Source organism: Streptomyces sp. SAI-135 (genome assembly GCF_029893805.1).
Taxonomy (GTDB): domain Bacteria; phylum Actinomycetota; class Actinomycetes; order Streptomycetales; family Streptomycetaceae; genus Streptomyces.
This window is the reverse complement of sequence record NZ_JARXYP010000002.1, coordinates 7515024-7531084: the sequence shown is the minus strand read 5'-3', so window position 1 is coordinate 7531084 and position 16061 is coordinate 7515024. Positions and strand designations below refer to the sequence as shown.

The 16061-nt window shown below is 74.2% G+C and carries 14 protein-coding genes and 1 pseudogene; 2 read left to right on the top strand and 13 right to left on the bottom strand.

The genetic code is table 11. The annotated features are described in order from the left end of the window. Positions 1–6: 6 nt before the first annotated feature. Genes M2163_RS38405 through ribA form a run of 5 tightly spaced genes read right to left on the bottom strand, consistent with a single transcriptional unit; the run spans position 7 to position 5021 of the window. Entirely contained in the window at positions 7–1161 is a 1155-nt protein-coding gene (locus M2163_RS38405; RefSeq protein WP_280896293.1) for a saccharopine dehydrogenase family protein, read from the bottom strand. Then, positions 1154–2218 (bottom strand): saccharopine dehydrogenase, encoded by a 1065-nt coding sequence (locus tag M2163_RS38400; protein ID WP_280896292.1) that lies wholly within the window; start codon positions 2216–2218, stop codon positions 1154–1156. Before M2163_RS38400 ends, M2163_RS38405 begins: the two co-directional genes overlap by 8 nt. After that, on the bottom strand, positions 2215–3348 hold the full coding sequence (locus M2163_RS38395; protein WP_280848313.1) for an FAD-binding oxidoreductase: 1134 nt from the start codon (positions 3346–3348) through the stop codon (positions 2215–2217). The genes M2163_RS38400 and M2163_RS38395 overlap by 4 nt, the downstream gene beginning before the upstream one ends. After that, on the bottom strand, positions 3345–4316 hold the full coding sequence (locus M2163_RS38390; RefSeq protein WP_280848314.1) for an ornithine cyclodeaminase family protein: 972 nt from the start codon (positions 4314–4316) through the stop codon (positions 3345–3347). Before M2163_RS38390 ends, M2163_RS38395 begins: the two co-directional genes overlap by 4 nt. Positions 4317–4361: 45 nt before the next feature. After that, positions 4362–5021, bottom strand: a complete 660-nt coding sequence (gene ribA, locus M2163_RS38385) for a GTP cyclohydrolase II (protein WP_280848315.1) — start codon at positions 5019–5021, stop codon at positions 4362–4364. A gap of 38 nt (positions 5022–5059) precedes the next feature. On the opposite strand from ribA, the gene M2163_RS38380 reads away from it, so the two are divergent. After that, a complete protein-coding gene (locus M2163_RS38380) occupies positions 5060–5821 on the top strand; it encodes a creatininase family protein (protein ID WP_348540935.1) in 762 nt (253 codons plus the stop codon). Between the two features lie 65 nt (positions 5822–5886). Here the strand turns inward: M2163_RS38380 and M2163_RS38375 are convergent. The 5 genes and pseudogenes from M2163_RS38375 to M2163_RS38355 all read right to left on the bottom strand — a co-directional run. Then, positions 5887–7074: pseudogene (locus M2163_RS38375) on the bottom strand (lysylphosphatidylglycerol synthase transmembrane domain-containing protein); the annotation flags it as partial. Beyond that, on the bottom strand, positions 7071–8078 hold the full coding sequence (locus M2163_RS38370) for a class I SAM-dependent methyltransferase (protein WP_280848317.1): 1008 nt from the start codon (positions 8076–8078) through the stop codon (positions 7071–7073). The pseudogene M2163_RS38375 and the gene M2163_RS38370, both read right to left, overlap by 4 nt. Beyond that, positions 8075–9259, bottom strand: coding sequence for a glycosyltransferase family 4 protein (locus M2163_RS38365; protein WP_280848318.1), 1185 nt, complete (start codon positions 9257–9259; stop codon positions 8075–8077). Before M2163_RS38365 ends, M2163_RS38370 begins: the two co-directional genes overlap by 4 nt. Next, positions 9256–9654, bottom strand: a complete 399-nt coding sequence (locus tag M2163_RS38360; RefSeq protein ID WP_020123858.1) for a 6-carboxytetrahydropterin synthase — start codon at positions 9652–9654, stop codon at positions 9256–9258. Before M2163_RS38360 ends, M2163_RS38365 begins: the two co-directional genes overlap by 4 nt. A gap of 116 nt (positions 9655–9770) precedes the next feature. Then, positions 9771–10751, bottom strand: coding sequence for a zinc-binding alcohol dehydrogenase (locus tag M2163_RS38355; RefSeq protein ID WP_280896290.1), 981 nt, complete (start codon positions 10749–10751; stop codon positions 9771–9773). Between the two features lie 121 nt (positions 10752–10872). Between M2163_RS38355 and M2163_RS38350 the strand changes: the two genes are divergently transcribed. Continuing rightward, positions 10873–11655: a CDP-alcohol phosphatidyltransferase family protein gene (locus M2163_RS38350; RefSeq protein ID WP_280897380.1), complete on the top strand. Its 783-nt coding sequence runs from the start codon at positions 10873–10875 to the stop codon at positions 11653–11655. Positions 11656–12561: 906 nt separating this feature from the next. On the opposite strand, the gene M2163_RS38345 is transcribed toward M2163_RS38350, so the two are convergent. The 3 genes from M2163_RS38345 to M2163_RS38335 all read right to left on the bottom strand — a co-directional run bounded on the left by M2163_RS38345 (position 12562) and on the right by M2163_RS38335 (position 16061). Next, a complete protein-coding gene (locus M2163_RS38345) occupies positions 12562–13011 on the bottom strand; it encodes a GNAT family N-acetyltransferase (protein WP_280848321.1) in 450 nt (149 codons plus the stop codon). Positions 13012–13116: 105 nt separating this feature from the next. Beyond that, complete coding sequence (locus M2163_RS38340) at positions 13117–14316, bottom strand: MFS transporter (protein ID WP_280848322.1); 1200 nt, start codon at positions 14314–14316, stop codon at positions 13117–13119. Continuing rightward, positions 14313–16061 (bottom strand): ABC transporter permease subunit, encoded by a 1749-nt coding sequence (locus tag M2163_RS38335; protein ID WP_280848323.1) that lies wholly within the window; start codon positions 16059–16061, stop codon positions 14313–14315. The genes M2163_RS38340 and M2163_RS38335 overlap by 4 nt, the downstream gene beginning before the upstream one ends.

Here is a 16061-nt window from a genome sequence, read left to right as displayed (position 1 = left end):
GGCCCCCTACTGATCGACCCGCAGGGTGAAGTGCACGCCGCTGCGGGCGAGTTCGCCCAGCCACTGGTCCGCGCGCGGCGCCGTCTCGGCGGCGCGGTGCAGCCCCGCGGGCAGGGAGCCGTCCAGGATGTGGCCGACGCCGAGCGCGAGGGTGCGGGAGACACAGCGCGCCATGGCGCTGTCCTCCTCGTCGCCCACCAGGTCGAGGAGGTAGCCGCCGGACCAGGTGCGGCCGTCCTCGGCGCGCACGTCGAGGGAGACGGCGAGGACGACTCGGTCACGGTCGGCGTCCGTCGTGGGGTACCTGGCCGCCAGCTCCTGGGCGAGGGCGGTGATCCGGGTGTCGTCGCCGGTCCGCAGCTCCTCGAAGACCGGCTCCCAGGCCCGCAGCCAGCCGTCCAGACGCAGGGTCCCGCGCACGAAGGTCCGCGGGGTCCAGGCGGCCGGCAGCCCGTACTGCTCGACGAAGGGGACGCTGTCGCGGTTGGGGTAGACCTCGAAGGTCTCGCCGTCCACGACATGGCGCCGGGTCGCCTCCCAGGGACGCTCGGCGGTGACCGGGGTGCCGCGGTCGATGTAACGGGCGGGCGAGCGCAGGGCGTTCAGGACTCCGGCCGGGGCCCAGCTGAAGCGGTACCTGAAGTCGTTCGGGACGGCGGGCACACCGCCGCAGTAGGAGGTCAGGCCGTACGACGCCGGTCTCTGGTCGCCGATCGCCGCGCGGGCCCGGGCGACGAGGCTGTACGCGAAGAGGTGGTCGACGCCCGGGTCGAGGCCGGCCTCGGTGAGGACGACGAGCCCCGCCTTCAGGGCCGCCGGCACGTGTTCGAGGACGGCGTCGGACACATAGCTGGAGCAGGCGAAGTGGGCCTGCTCGCGGACGCAGACGGCGAGGATCCCGGCGTGCTCGGGCGCGGGCAGCATCGACACCACGACGTCACCGGGCGCCAGTTCGGCCGCGAGCGCCGGCAGTGTCCAGGCGCGGGGCACGGCCCGTCCCCCCAGCCCCAGCCCTTCGAGGGCCTCCTCGGCCCGCTCCTCGGTGCGGTGCCACAGCAGCACGCGGCCGGCCGTGTCGCACAGCGCGGCCAGGCCGCTGCCGGTGGAGAGCCCGGCACCGACCCAGTGGACGGTGCCGGTCGCGGGTACCAGGTCAGTCACGGCGGAACTCCCCTTCGTCGACGCCGAGTTCGCGGCACGCCAGGTGGAACCGGTCCAGAGCGCGCCCCCACGCGCCACCGGCCCCGAACTCCAGCAGCAGGGGCAGCAGGGAGCCCGAGAACCCGACGCTCGACTCCTCGGGGAGCAGGGACGGCAGGTTGTCGATGGCGATCAGGTCGAGCGGGGGTTCCTTGTGCAGCCGGCGGACGGGCTCGGCCCACTCGGTGGTGCGGTCGTAGACCGGCAGGACGTTCAGGGGCGAGCCGACGTCGCAGGTGACGTCGGAGAGGGTGCGCAGCCGGCGGGCCGGGTCGTCCAGGTCCGCCTCGCGGACGAAGGGCGGGATCGGGCTGGTGGCGAGGACGCAGTTCACCAGCACGTCGTGGGCGAGCAGGGCCGCGCGGTCCAGGTCCCGGGTCTCCTCCAGGTCCCAGCAGGTCGGCTCGATCCCGGCGGCCCGCAGCGCGACGCGGGCACCCCGCCCGCTGCGGCCCAGCGCCCCGATCACCAGCGCCGTGAACTCCTCGTCCCCGGCGACGGGCCGCAGCGCCTGCTCCAGTTCCTCCTGCGAGGTGGGCGTGAGGGGCGCGGACAACCTGCCCCGGTGCTGGAGGACGGCCAGGGCCGCGCCCAGGTAACCGGCCCAGTACCCGAAGGCGACCAGCCTGCGGCCGTGGTCGTCGACCAGGTACTCCAGGTCGAGGAGGGCCCCTCCCCCGGCGGCGAACCGGCGCAGCAGGTCGCGGGCGCCCGGCTGCTCCTTGTAGGCGTGCCCGAAGAACACGTGCCGGTGGGTCAGGGCGGCCGGTTGGTCGGGGAGTTCCTTCAGGCCGACGACCACGGCGTCGCCGGGCGCCCGGGAGGCCCACGAACCCGCGGGGGCGACACCGCAGCCGACCGCCTCGTACTGCTCGACCGGGAAGATCCGCTGCGGGGATTCCTCGACGGTCACCGTCACACCGCTGTCGACGAGCCTGCGGGCGTCGGACGGCACGACGGGTGTGCGCCGCTCGGTGGAGCGGACCTCGTGGCGCAGCCACAGATGGAGCTCGGTCATACGCGGTTGGCCTCCGGGCGCGGGGCGTCGGCCGCGAACCGGCCGGCGCTGAGCGGGCTGATGTCCACGAAGGGTACGCGGCCGAGGTACAGGTCGCGGACGACCTCGCCGACGGCCGGTCCCTGGAGGAATCCGTGGCCGGAGAAGCCCGTCGCGTACAGGAAGCGGGAGACCGAAGTGGCCTCGCCGATCAGGGCGTTGTGGTCCGGGGTGATCTCGTACAGGCCGGCCCAGCCGCCGGTGCGGCGCAGGTCGAGGAGAGCGGGGGCGCGGTGCCGCATGGCCTCGGCCAGACGGGGGATCCAGCGGTCGTGGGTGGCGGTGTCGAAGCCGGGTCTCTCGTCGGGGTCGGACATGCCGAGCAGGAGGCCGGGGCCCTCGCCGTGGAAGTAGAGGCTGGTGGTGAAGTCGATGGTCATGGGGAGGTCGGGCGGCAGTTCGGGGACCGGTTCGGTGACCGCGATCTGGCGGCGCAGCGGTTCGACCGGCAGGTCCACGCCGGCCATCGCGCCGACGGCCCGCGACCAGGCGCCGGCCGCGCAGATCACGGTGTCGGTGGCGATCCGTCCCCTGGTCGTCACGACGGCCGTGATGTCGTCGCCGCGTCGCTCGATGCCGGTGACCTCGGTGCGGCGCAGGATCGTCGCGCCGTGGCGGCGGGCGTCGGCCGCGTAGCCGTGCACCACGGATTCGGGGGTGCAGTGGCCGTCGTCGGGCGAGAAGGCGGCGGCGAGGAGGCCGTCGGTGGTGATGAGCGGGGAGAGCCGGCGCGCCTCGGCCGGGTCGATCATGCGGCTCGGGACGCCCAGGGAGTTCTGCAACCGGACGCCCTGCTCGAAGGAGGCGACCTCCTCGGGCGTCGACAGCAGAAAGAGGTAGCCGACCCGGTGCAGCCCGATGTCCTGGCCGGTCTCGGCGGCGAACCGCCCGAAGGCCTCCAGGCTGCGCGCCCCGAGCCGGATGTTGAGCTCGTCGGAGAACTGCGCCCGCACCCCGCCCGCCGCCTTAGAGGTGGAGCCGGAGGCCAGCTCGTCCCGCTCGACGAGCACCACGTCCGGTACGCCCGCGCGCGCCAGGTGCCGGGTGATGCTGGTGCCCATGACACCGCCGCCGACGACGACCACGCTCATGCGCGCTCCTCCCGCGCGGCCCGCACCACGGCCCAGGCGGCCGCCGCGTCCTGGATGCCGAGGCCGACGCTGTTGTAGTAGACGATGCCGCCGGGGGCGGTGCGGGCCGCGGCTCGTCCGGTCAGGACGTCGCCCAGGCCGACGAGATCGGTCAGCAGTCCTGTCCTGAGCGCGTCCACGACCGGTCCGGCGTGCTCCGCCGCGGTCGCCGGGTCGTCCACGACGACGGCCCCGGAGAGCACCGCCCGCCGCAGGACCTCCGCGTCCACCTCCCGGCGGGTCGGTTCGAAGGACCCCACGCTCACCACTGTGCACCCGGGCGCGAGCCACTCCCCGCGCACCACCGGGGTCGTGCTCAGCGTGCAGGCCGCGACCAGGGAGGCGCCGGTCACCGCCTCCTCGGCGCTGCCGGCCGCCTCGACGGGCAGGCCCAGGTCCGCCAGCGTCCCGGCGGCGCGGGCGCGGTGGTGCGGGGTCGGGCTCCACAGCCGTACGGACTTCAGGTCCCGCACCCGGGCGATGGCCCGCACATGGGCCAGGGCCTGGGTGCCCGAGCCCAGGACGGCCAGATCGGTGCTGTCGGGCGTGGCCAGGGCGTCGACGGCGACGGCGCTCGCGGCGGCCGTCCGCGCGGTGGTGACCGCGGCGCCGTCCAGCACGGCGGCCAGGCGGCCGGTCACCGGGTCGAGCACGGTGACCACGGCGTGGATCGTGGGCAGCCCGGCCGCCGCGTTGCCCGGGTTGACGCTGCCGAACTTCGCGACGGCCCCGGAGTCGGCGGAGAGCCGGGAGACGTACGCGAAGACCACGCTGTCGTCGAAGCGGCTCGGATGCATGATCTTCGCCGGCAGGTCGGCCGTCCCGGCGCCGAGCGCGGTGAAGGCAGCGCGCTGCGAGGCGATGGCCGTGTCCGCGTCGAGCAGGCGGGTGACCTGCTCTCCGGAGAGGAAGAGGACGTCGTCGGTCATGCCCTCTTCCTGTCCGGATCCGCCCTCCCGGAATCCGTCCGGGGATCAGGACAGGTGGGCCACCGCGTCCAGGTGGGGCAGGTGGTGGTCCATGCGCTCCCGTTTGGTGCGCAGATAGGTGATGTTGCTCTCGCACGGCGTGATGAGCAGCGGCACCGTCTCGGTGACCTGGATGCCGTGCCGCTGGAGCGCCTCGCGCTTGCGCGGGTTGTTGGACATCAGGCGGACCGAGTTCACGCCCAGGTCGTGGAAGATCCCGGCGGCGACACCGTAGTCGCGGGAGTCCACCGGCAGGCCGAGCGCGAGGTTCGCCTCGACGGTGTCCAGGCCCTCCGCCTGGAGCGCCATCGCGCGCAGCTTGGCCAGCAAGCCTATGCCCCGGCCCTCGTGGCCGCGCAGGTAGACGACGATCCCGCTGCCCGCCTTGACCACGGCCCGCATCGCGGCGTCCAGCTGGTCACCGCACTCGCAGTGCTGGGAGCCGAACGCGTCGCCGGTCAGGCACTCGGAATGCAGGCGCACGAGGACGTCGTCCGAACCGATGTCTCCGTGGACCAGGGCGACTTGTTCGTCACCGCGGTCGTGATCGAGGTAGCCGACCGCCTGGAATTTCCCGTACACGGTGGGCAGCGGGGCATTCACGACGCGTTCCACGCCGGTGCGCTGTGGTGCCTTCTTGCCGAGGACGCCAACTTTGTCTGTCATGATCTGTTTCCTAAGCAGAGACGAAAGGCCGTGAAAAGATGAGCGGTTCGGGAATACGGTCGGCGGCGTACGGTCTGTTGCCGACGGACACTACGGAAGACGTACGGGCGCGGGGGGCGGACGTCTCAACTCAGGTCGCCGTCCTTCCGGTCGGGAGTTTCGAACAGCACGGTCCGTACCTGCCCCTGGCGACCGACACGCTCGTCGCCTGTGCCGTCGCCCGGCAGATCGCCGCGGCGTACCCGGTGCACCTCCTCCCCCCGGTGACGATCTCCTGCTCGCACGAGCACGCGGCCTGGCCGGGGACCGTCAGCATCTCTGCCGTCACCCTTCACTCGGTGGTACGGGACATCGCCGCCTCGCTGCGCCGCTCGGGCGTCGAGGCCCTGGTGGTGGTCAACGGGCACGGGGGGAACTACGTGCTGGGCAACGTCGTCCAGGAGGCCTCCGCCCGCGGAGAGCGGATGGCGCTCTTCCCCGCCGCGGAGGACTGGGAGGCGGCCCGTGCGGAGGCGGGAGTGCTGACCTCGCTGCTCACCGACATGCACGCGGGAGAAATCGAGACCTCCATTCTTCTGCACGCGCACCCGGAATGGCTCCGCCCCGGTTACGAGACCTCCGATTTCGTCGCGGACGACCGTCGTCATCTCCTCACCCTCGGTATGTCCGGTTACACCGATTCCGGTGTCATCGGGCGCCCTTCACTGGGCTCGGCGGAAAAGGGGAAAGCCTTGCTGGAGAGCCTCGCGGCATCCTTCGGGACGTATTTCTCGATGCTGACCGAATCCGACGCCGGGTAGGTCGTCGCCGGGCGCCGCACGCTCTGGTACCAGCGGGCGACCAGGACGACCGCGCCCGGCAGGCTCGCCACGAAGCTGAGGACGCCGTAGACGACCGCCGTGGCGAGGCCGGCTCCGGCGCCGAGTCCCATGGCGGCGAACGCCCAGGCGGTGACGCCCTCGCGGGGGCCGAACCCGCCGACGTTCAGGGGCAGTCCCATGGCGAGCAGGGCGAGCACGGCCAGCGGCAGCAGGACGGCGACGGAGGCGTCGGAGCCCGCGATGCGGGCGGCGAGCACGAACATCCCGAGGTGGCCGGCGAGGACGACGGCCGAGGAGAGGGCGACGCCGGGCCAGTTGCGGCGGGACAGCAGTGCCTCGCGCGCCTCGCCGAGGGTCGCACGCAGGGCCCGGCCCCGACGGGTGGAGGGGGCCCGGTTCATCCGCAGGGCCACAACCACGGCGAGCGCACCCAGGGCGGCGAGCCCTGCTGCGGGGGCGGCCTGGCGGGCCTCGGCCAGCACCGGGGAGTCCATGGTGAGCAGCACGGCACCGCCGACGACGGCCAACGCGAGCTGACCGGCGACCCGTTCGAGGACGACGGCCCGCACGCCGCGGCCCATGTCGCCGGTGCTCTGCCCGTGCCGTACCGCGCGGTGCACGTCGCCGAGCACACCGCCGGGCAGGGCCGCGTTCAGGAACAGGGCCCGGTAGTAGTCGGCCACGGCCTCGCCGAGCGGCAGCCGGATGCCCAGTCCGCGGGCCACCAACTGCCAGCGCCAGGCGCTGAACACGGTGGTCAGCACGCCGATCGCGAGCGCCGCCAGCAGGGCGGGGCCGTCGATCCGGCGCAGCCCGTCCAGGAAGACGCCGGTGCCCAGGCGCCACAGCAGGACGGCGAGGATGGTGACGCCTGCGACGGTGCCGAAGTGGGTGCGCAGGGCGCGGGAGTCGAGGACCGCGCGCAGGGCGGTGCGCCACCGGGGGGTCCGGGCGGGCCGGGCCTCGGTGACGATCACGCCGATCCGGTCGTGGGAGACGGCGGCCTCGGTCAGGTCCCGGGCGGGGACACCGGCGGCTTCGAGGATCTCGGCCCGGGCCACCAGCGCCTCGGTCCGTGCGGTGAGCACCTCGTCGCGGGTCTGGACCACTTCGGCCCGCAGGATGCGGGCGCGGTGGGAGAGCGCGCCGGGCCCCGCCGGTCCGGCGGGTCGCCGTACCGGCAGACCTGCCTCGGTGCGGCCCGTCTGCGGCCGCACCGTCTCCACGCTCATGACGCTCCGCCCGTCGGGCGGGACAGCGCCAGCAGGTCGCTGTGGTGGACGACGACCTTCAACTCCCCGGCGCGGCAAGCCTCCAGGCGGTCCCGGAGGTAGCGGTCGGCGCGCTCGCCGAGTTCGGGGCGCTCCTCGACGGCCGCGCCGACCCAGCCGCGCAGCCACTGCGCGGTGAGCGCGGACTCGGCGGGGCCGAGGCGCCACGCGCTCGGGTGCAGCCGTACGGTCGCGCCCCGCTCGGAGAACGCCTCGCAGGCGACGGTGACGGCGTCCGGGCCGAGGAGCCCGCCGCGCCGCTGGTGGGCGTTGAACGCGTCGGCGATCTCCTCGTCCAGCGGGTCGGCCGGAGTGAGTTCGACCCGGCCCGCCACCGACAGGGTGAGCAGGGCCGGGCAGCCGGCGCCCGTGCAGGCGGCGGCGAGGGCGTCGATCTCCTCGCGGGTGAGCACGTCCAGCAGAGCGGAGGCCGTGACCAGGGAGGCGCCGGCGAGGGCGTCCGGGGTCAGCAGGCCGACGTCGCCGCGGCGCGTCTCGACGGTGACCCGGCTGCCGTCGGCGGCGGAGCGCGGGGAGGCGACGGCCGCGAAGTGCAGGAGGTAGGGGTCCCGGTCGTGCAGGATCCAGTGCTGGGGGCCGTCCAGGCGGGGCGCCAGCCAGCGGCCCATGGAGCCGGTGCCACAGCCCAGGTCGTGGATGACGAGTCCCGCCCTGCCGGGCAGGTTGGCCAGCCGGATGCGCAGCGGGTCGAGCAGGTCGGCCGCCCGCGCGGCCGCGTCGGGTCCCTCCCGCAGCTCCAGCCATTCGGGGGCGTACCGGGGGGCGTCGTCGGGACCGGCGTCCCTGAGCCGTACGGTCGGACGCTCACCGGGGCGGGTGCTGGGACCGGCACCGGGGATCACCGGTTCCGCGTCGGAGGGGACACCAGTCTGCACCGTCGCCACCTCCCTGGGGCCCGGCTGGGCCGGGATCTTCGCGCTCTGCTTGGTCGCCGTCTTCCTCATGCCGCCCTCCTGGGCTCGCTCGGGAGTCGGCCGAGTACTCCGGCCAGGCTGCGGGCCGTGGTCGCCCAGCCGTCCAGGGCGGCCCGCCGGCCCCGGGCAGCCGCCTTGAGCCTGCGTCGTACGTCCGCCTCGCCGAACCAGCCGCGCAGTTCGGCGGCGAGGGCGGCGGGGTCCTCCGGCGGGACGAGGATGCCGGGCACTCCCCCGTCGGGGGCCCGGCCGACCGCCTCGGCCACTCCGCCGACGTCGGTGGCCAGCACCGGGATGCCGCGCGCGAGGGCCTCGGTGACCGCCATGCCGTAGGTCTCGGCGTAGGAGGTGAGGACCATCAGGTCGGCGGCGTTGTAGCTGGCGTCGAGCTCGGCCCCGGCCTTCGGTCCGGCGAGGTGCAGGCGGTCCTGGAGGCCGTACCTCTTGATGAGCATCCGCAGATGGGCGACGTACTCGGGATCCTGGGTGACCCCGCCGACGCACACGCAGCTCCACGGCAGGTCCTGGGCGCCGGCCAGGGCCTCGATCAGCCGGTGCTGTCCCTTGCGGGGGGTCACCGCGGCCACGCACAGCAGCCGGGAGACGCCGTCGGTGCCGGAGGCCAGCGGGGCGATGTCGGCGCCCGGGGTGGCGACGTGGACGCGCTCGGGGGCGAGGCCGTGGTGGGAGACGAGCCGGCGCACGGCCCAGTCGCTGGTGGCGATGACGGCGGGCACGGCCCGCAGCACCTCGCGCTCCTTGGCGTCGAGCTCCAGGGCGAGCCGGGGTTCGAGTCCGGTCTCGTCGCCGAGCGGCAGATGGACCAGGACGGCGAGGTGCAGCCGCTGTGCCTCGGGGACGAGGATCTCCGGGACGCCGCAGGCCACCAGGCCGTCGACGAGGACCACGGTGTCGTCGGGCAGGTCCCGCAGGGTGCGGGCCAGTTCGGTGCGGGCCGCCGCTCCCGGGCGGGGCCAGCTGCCGGCCACCGCGTGCCGCTCGACCTGCCAGCCGAAGCCGGGCAGGTCCAGGCAGACCCGCCGGTCGTAGGCGTTGCCGCCGCTCGGCGCGGTCGGGTCGTCCACGCCGCCCGGCATCACGAAGTGCACGGAGCGCAGGGACATCGGGATGATCTCGGCCTTCTTGAGGGCGGTGTGCTGCACGGGCACGTAGTCGAGTGTGGCCGCCCGCCCGGTGGTCATGTCGGTCACAGGGCACGCTCGTAACTCGCCCAGGCGACATGCGACTCGTGCAGGGTGACGGTCAGGCCCGCGAGGCCCTTGGCGCCCTCGCCGAGCGCGCCCTTCTCGATGCGCTCGGCGAGCCGGTCCGCGATGACCTTGGCCAGGAACTCCGTGGAGGTGTTGACTCCGGCGAAGTCGGGTTCGTTGTCGAGATTGCGGTAGTTCAACTCGCTGACGACGGCACCGAGTTCCTGGGTGGCCAGTCCGATGTCGACGACGATGTTGTCGTCGTCCAGCTGTTCGCGCCGGAACGTGGCGTCCACCAGGAACGTCGCGCCGTGCAGACGCTGCGCGGGCCCGAAGACCTCGCCGCGGAAGCTGTGGGCGATCATGATGTGATCGCGGACGGTGATGCTGAACAACGGACGACCCTCCAGGTGCGGCGCGTCTGGTCCCCCGGCTGATCCCTGCCGGTGGATGCCGTGTAGTACGGCTGTCCGCTTCCCCGTGTTCAGCCGGATCTCACTCTTTTCTCAGGTCAGGCGCTCTTGCCGTACCTCACGAGGTGACAGAGGGCCGGAATGTCCCCACTGGCCAGCGCGGGCATTACCTCCGGCAGTTCTTCGAACGCGCTTTCCCCCGTGATGAGGGCGTCGAGCGCCGGATCGGCGAGCAGTTCGAGGGCGAGGGCGAGACGGTCGCCGTAGCTGCGGTTCGCGCGGGCCGGCGAGACGGTGCCGACCTGGCTGCTGCGGACCGTCAGCCGACGGGAGTGGAAGGCCTCGCCGAGCGGCAGGCTGACGCGGCGGTCGCCGTACCAGCTCAGCTCGACGACCGTGCCCTCGGCGCCGAGGAGTTCCAGGGAGCGGGCCAGGCCCTGTTCGGTGGCGCTGGCGTGCACGACGAGGTCGCAGTCGCCGAGGGCGTCGGCGGGGGACGCGAAGCCGACCCGGAGGGCCTCGGCGGTCGTGGCGCGGGCGGGGTCCGCGTCCACCAACTGCACCCGTACGCCGGGGAAGCGGGCGAGGAGGGCGGCCACCGAGCTGCCGACCATGCCGCCGCCGACCACCGCGATCCGGTCGCCGACCAGGGGGGCCGCGTCCCACAGGGCGTTCACGGCGGTCTCGACCGTGCCGGCGAGGACGGCCCGGCGGGCGGGCACGTCGTCGGGTACGACGGTCACGGCGCTCGCGGGGACTACGTACCGCGTCTGATGCGGGTACAGACAGAAGACGGTCCTGCCCTTCAGCGCGGCGGGCCCCTCCTCCACCAGCCCCACGCTGAGGTAGCCGTACTTCACCGGTGCCGGGAAGTCGCCCTCCTGGAACGGTGCCCGCATGGCCGCGTGCTGGCTCTCGGGCACCCCGCCGCGGAACACGAGTGTCTCCGTGCCCCTGCTGACTCCCGAGTACAGCGCGCGGACCAGCACCTCGTCCACGCCGGGGGCCGGAAGGGGGGCCTCCCGTATCTCGCCCTCACCCGGGGAGCGGAGCCAGAACGCGCGTGCGGCGGGCTTCATCGAGAACCTCCTGAACGATCGGCAACCCGTGCACGTACCTCGTTCACGTACCGAGATGTGCACAGGCCGCGCACAGTACGCGGCCTTGATCGACTCTGTCATCTGGCCGGAGGAATGTGCGGTGGCCCTGAACAACACTTACGAAGCAAGGCTGGTCCAGCAGGAGACCGCTGTCGGAGCGGGCGTGCAGATCCTGTTGCTGGCCCTGCTCGGCACGGCGATCGGCATGGGGCCGGCGGGCTGGCTGACCGGCCTCGCCTTCGCCGTCGCCACCTGGGCCGTGCTCTCCAGGGCGCTGCACCGCACCCGGCCGCGGTCCTTCGGTCCGGCCAACCGGGTGACGCTCGGCCGGGCGACCCTGGTGGGCGGGGTCACGGCGCTGGTCGCGGACTCCTTCCAGGACTCCCCGCCGGTCACGCTCTTCGTCGGCCTGACAGCGGTGGCCCTGATCCTCGACGGTGTGGACGGCAAGGTGGCCCGTGCGACGGGCACCTCGACGCCGCTGGGAGCGCGCTTCGACATGGAGGTCGACGCGTTCCTGATCCTGGTGCTCAGCGTGTACGTGTCGATGTCGCAGGGCCCGTGGGTGCTGCTGATCGGCGGCATGCGCTACGGCTTCGTGGCCGCGGCCCGCGTCTGGAACTGGCTGAACGCCCCGCTGCCGCCGAGCATGGCCCGCAAGACGGTGGCCGCGCTCCAGGGGATCCTGCTGCTGGTGGCCGCGTCTGGGTACCTGCCGTTCGCGGCGACCTTCGGGGTGGTGGCGCTGGCCCTCGGGACCCTGCTCTGGTCGTTCGGCCGGGACGTCCTGTGGCTGTGGCGCACGCACCGGGCGGACCAGGCGGCGGTGGAGGAGCTCCTGGACCTGGTACCGGCGACCGCACCGCAGGCGGTGGCGTCCTGAGGGACGCGGCTGCGGTGCGTCGGCCGGGCGCGTCGGAAGGCAGCCCGGCGCCTGCACGGCGAGTTGTCGGCTCCCGGGGAGCCCTGCCCGGCTGCGGCCCGGGTGCGGTTCGGCGGAACGGGCCACGACCGGGCACTTCCCGGCAGACCTCGGCGCCCGCCACCTCCTGAGGGGGGCTCAGCCCTTCAGCGGCACGCAGGGCACGTCAACCGCCCGGCCGAGCACCCCCGAAGCCGGTCCTGACACCGGCAGCGGCGAACCGGGCCGCACCCGTCGACGCCCGGCCCGCGGGCCGACACGCCGTGAGGACGCACCTCAGCAGTGACGATCGACGCAGACCACAGCGCCCGGACGAGGACCTCCAGAACCGGACCCAACACCGGCGAGCCAGAAACCGGGCGGGCCCGGCCGCGGCCGGGCCGTGGGACGGGGCTCAGCCCTTCAGCGGCACGCAGGGCATTTCAACCGCCCGGCCGAGCACCCCCGAAGCCGGTCCTGACACCAGCAGCGGCGAACCGGCCCGCGCCCGTCGACATCCGGCCCGCGGACCGACACGCCGTGAGGACTCACCTCAGCAGTGACGATCGGCGCAGACCACAGCGCCCAGAACCGGACCCGACACCGGCAAGGCAGAAACCGGGCGGCCGCGGCCGGGCCGTGGGACGGGGCTCAACCCTTCAGCGGCACGCAGGGCACGTCAACCGCCCGGCCGAGCACTACCGAAACCGGTCCTGACACCGGCAGCGGCGAACCGGCCCGCGCCCGTCGACGTCCGGCCCGCGGACCGACACGCCGTGAGGACTCAGCCCAGCAATGACGATCGGCGCAGACCTCAGCGCCTGGACGAGAACTTCCAGAACCGGAACTGACACCGGCGAGGCAGACATCCTGCGGGCGGCGGGGGGCTCAGCCCTTCAGCGGTACCCGGTACACCGTCGACTCCCGCTGGCGGAACCCCTGCCGCTCGTACAGCCGGTTGGCCGCCGCCCGGTCCGGGCGGGACGTCAGGTCGACGGTGCGGGCCCCGGCCTCGCGGGCCAGCCGGATGGCCTCCCTGATCAGCAGACCCGCGATGCCGTGACCGCGGGCCGCGTGATCGACGATCACGTCCTCGATACGGGCCCGCAGTCCGGCGGGCGCGGGGAACATCACGAGGGTGAGGGTGCCCACGACCGACCCGGCCGCCGACCGCGCGATCAGCATGGTGTTGGCGTCACAGGCCAGGATGCGGTCGAGTGCGGCGAGGTCGAGGGCCTCGGCCGTCGAGGACAACTGCGGCAGCATCCGCGCGAAGGCGTCGACGAGCTCCTGGTCCGCCTCCCGGGCGATCTCCACCCGGATGTCCTGAGTCTCCATGGGGTGGACCCTATCGCCGCGGCCCACGGGTCCTGCGGTGATCCGGCGAGCGGGGCGCACCAGCCGTCGGGCGGCTCGCACCCGCCGCTCCCGGCCCCGCCCTTCCTACGTCCGAGGCAGCAGCCCCACCGCCGCCACCGGCACCGCCGCCAGCACCAGCCACGGCACCGCGGCCGGCAGGCCCGCGTCCAGCAGTGCGCCCGTGACGGAGCTGCCGATCAGGACGATCAGGCCCGAGACCGAGGAGAGCGCCCCGGTGTAGAGGCCGAGCCTTCCCGGCTCGGCGAGATCGGGGACCCAGGCCCGGGCCACGGGTGCGACGAGCATCTGGCCGAAGGTGAGCAGGACGACGAAGACGGCGCAGGGCAGCAGACCCGCCGTGCCGGTTCCCCCGGCGACGACCGCGAACCCGGCACCGATCAGCAGGAGTCCGGCCCCCATCGAGCGGCGCAGCGACAGCCGGGAGCCGGCCCAGCGGGTGACCGGGAGCTGGGCGGTCACCACCAGCAGCGAGGACAGTGCGAACAGCCAGGCCAGCGCCGACTGCGAACCGGTCGCCCGTTCCACCTCCTCGGGCAGGGCGAGGTAGAGCTGGTTGTAGGCGAGCAGGTAGGCACCGTACGCGCAACACAGCGCCAGGAAGCGGCGGTTGCGGACCAGCACGCCCAGCCCTCCGGCGGGCCGCACCCGTTCCCGGCCGGGAACGTGCTGCGGCAGCAGCCAGGCGTGCCCGGCGAGGACCAGCAGGAAGATCCCGGCGCCCGCCAGGCACACCGTGCGGAAGTCCACCGACAGCAACAGCGCTCCGAGCAACGGCCCGACGAAGGCTCCGGCCTGCCCGGCGACCGTGAACAGGGCCAGCACGCGGGTGCGTCGGCCGCCCGCCTGCTCGTGGACGACGGCCTGCCGGGCGACCTCCGACTCCACCGCCGGGGAGAACAGCGCGGCGGCGAACCCGATGAGCAGGACGGCCCCGATGACCGCTCCCGTCCGTTCGGCGTACCCGAGCCAGGCGAACCCGGCGATCCGCAGCACGCATCCGGCGAGGACGACCGGCCTGATCCCGTACCGGTCGGCGAGCGCCCCGCCCACCACGAACAGCCCTTGCTGGCTGAAGGTCCTGAGCCCCAGCACGAACCCGACCAGCCAGCCCGCCATCCCGACGGCCTGTCCCAGATGCTCGGCCAGGAAGGGCAGCACGGCGAAGAAGCCGAGGTTGAAAGCGAGTTGGGTGAGGATGAGCAGCCGCAGCAGCGGGGAGAGGCGGGGGGTGGTCCTCGGCGGCCCGACCGGCGTCGATGTCATCGGACGGTCCCCTCCGGCTCCGCACGCCGTCGCGGCCACCGCACCCCGCCCGCCGTGCTCACCGCCAGCGCGCCCAGCAGGGCGAGTGCGGCGGCGGGGGCGAGGACGGCCCAGGGGGCGCGTTCGGCGTAGGGCTGGTTCTCGGCCAGGAGCAGGCCCCACTCCGGGGAGGGCGGCGGGCTGCCGAGGCCGAGGAAGCCGAGGGAGGCGAGGGCGAGGGCGACGCCGGGCAGGCGCAGCAGGGCGTGCCGGGCGACGGGCGGCAGGATCGCGGGCAGCAGTTCGTGCCGCAGGAGGTACCGGCGGCCCGCGCCCAGCGCGCGGGTGGCCGTCAGATGCGCGGTGGCGCGTTCCTGCCGCAGCAGCGCGGAGGTGTGCGCGGCGAGCGCCGCCCAGGAGACGGCGGCCACGGCGAGCGCGGGCGTGGCGGCGCCGCTCCCGGCGACGGCGGTCACGAGCAGCGCGGCGAGCACCGGCGGTACGGCGTTGACGGTGTCGACGAGCGGCCCGGACAGCCGGGGCAGGAGTCCCAGCAGGACGCCCGCCACCAGCGCGGTGACACTGACGGCGAGGGCGGCCAGGAGGGTGTCGAGGGCGCCGTGTCCGACCCTGGCGAGCAGGTCCCGGCCGAGCGCGTCGGTGCCGAACGGGTGTGCCGGGGAGGGGGGTTGGAGCCGGGCTCCGGTGTCCAGGGCGAGCGGGTCGCGAGACAGGCCGAGCGCGACGACGGCGGCCAGGAGAGCGCCGTACAGGAGGGGCAGGGGGCTGCGGGTGGACCGGCGTGGGCGGTGCGGGGAGTCCAGGGCGCCGTCGCGCAGGGCGGGTCCGGTCAGGAGGCGGACGGCGAGGGCGGCCAGGCCGGTGGCGGTGACCGCGAGGAGCAGGAGGGCGAGGGTGCCCGCCTGGAGGACGGGCAGGTCCTGTGCGAGGGCGGCCTGGAGGGTGGTGCGGCCGAGGCCGGGGATGTCGTAGATCTGCTCCACGGCGACGGACCCGGCCGTGAGGCCCACGACGAACAGGCTCAGGTTGGGCAGCAGCGCGGGGACGCAGCGGCGGACCGCCTTGGCGGCGACGGTACGGCCCGGCAGGCCGCGGGCCCGTGCGGCCGTCGCCCAGGGTTCGGCGAAGGCGCCCGGCAGCAGGTCGTCGAGGAGGCGCCCGAGCACCGCCCCGGCGGGCAGGCCGAGGGCGAGGGCGGGCAGGACCGTCCACCGGGGCCCGTACCAGCCGAGGGCGGGCAGCCAGCCGAGCTGTACACCGACGACGGTGGCGAGCACGGAGGCGGTGAGGAACTCGGGCAGCGCGGCGAGCATCGCCGAGCCGCCGCCCCCGGGCCGGCGCCCGTCGAGGCGCCCGTGCGCGCCGAGCCGCAGGGTGCGGGCGCACACCAGGGCCGCGGTGGCGGCGGCCACCACGAGCGCCGCCGTCATCAGCAGCAGGGACACCCCGAGTGCCTGGAGGACGGTCGGGGCGACCTGTGTGCCGTTCAGCCAGGACCGGCCCGCGTCGCCGCGGGGCAGGCCGCCGAACCATTGCCCGAGGAGGTGCAAGGGGCCCTGGTCCAGGCCCAGTTGGGCCCGGATGTCGGCCAGTGCGCGCGGTGTCGGGTCCCGGTCCGCGGAACGCGCCCTGAGCACGGTGAGCGCCGGGTCGGTGCGCGCCAGCCACGGCAGCAGGCCGATGCCGCAGACCAGGGCGGCCGCGAGCAGCACGCGCCACAGCAGGGTGGCCACTCGGTACGCCAT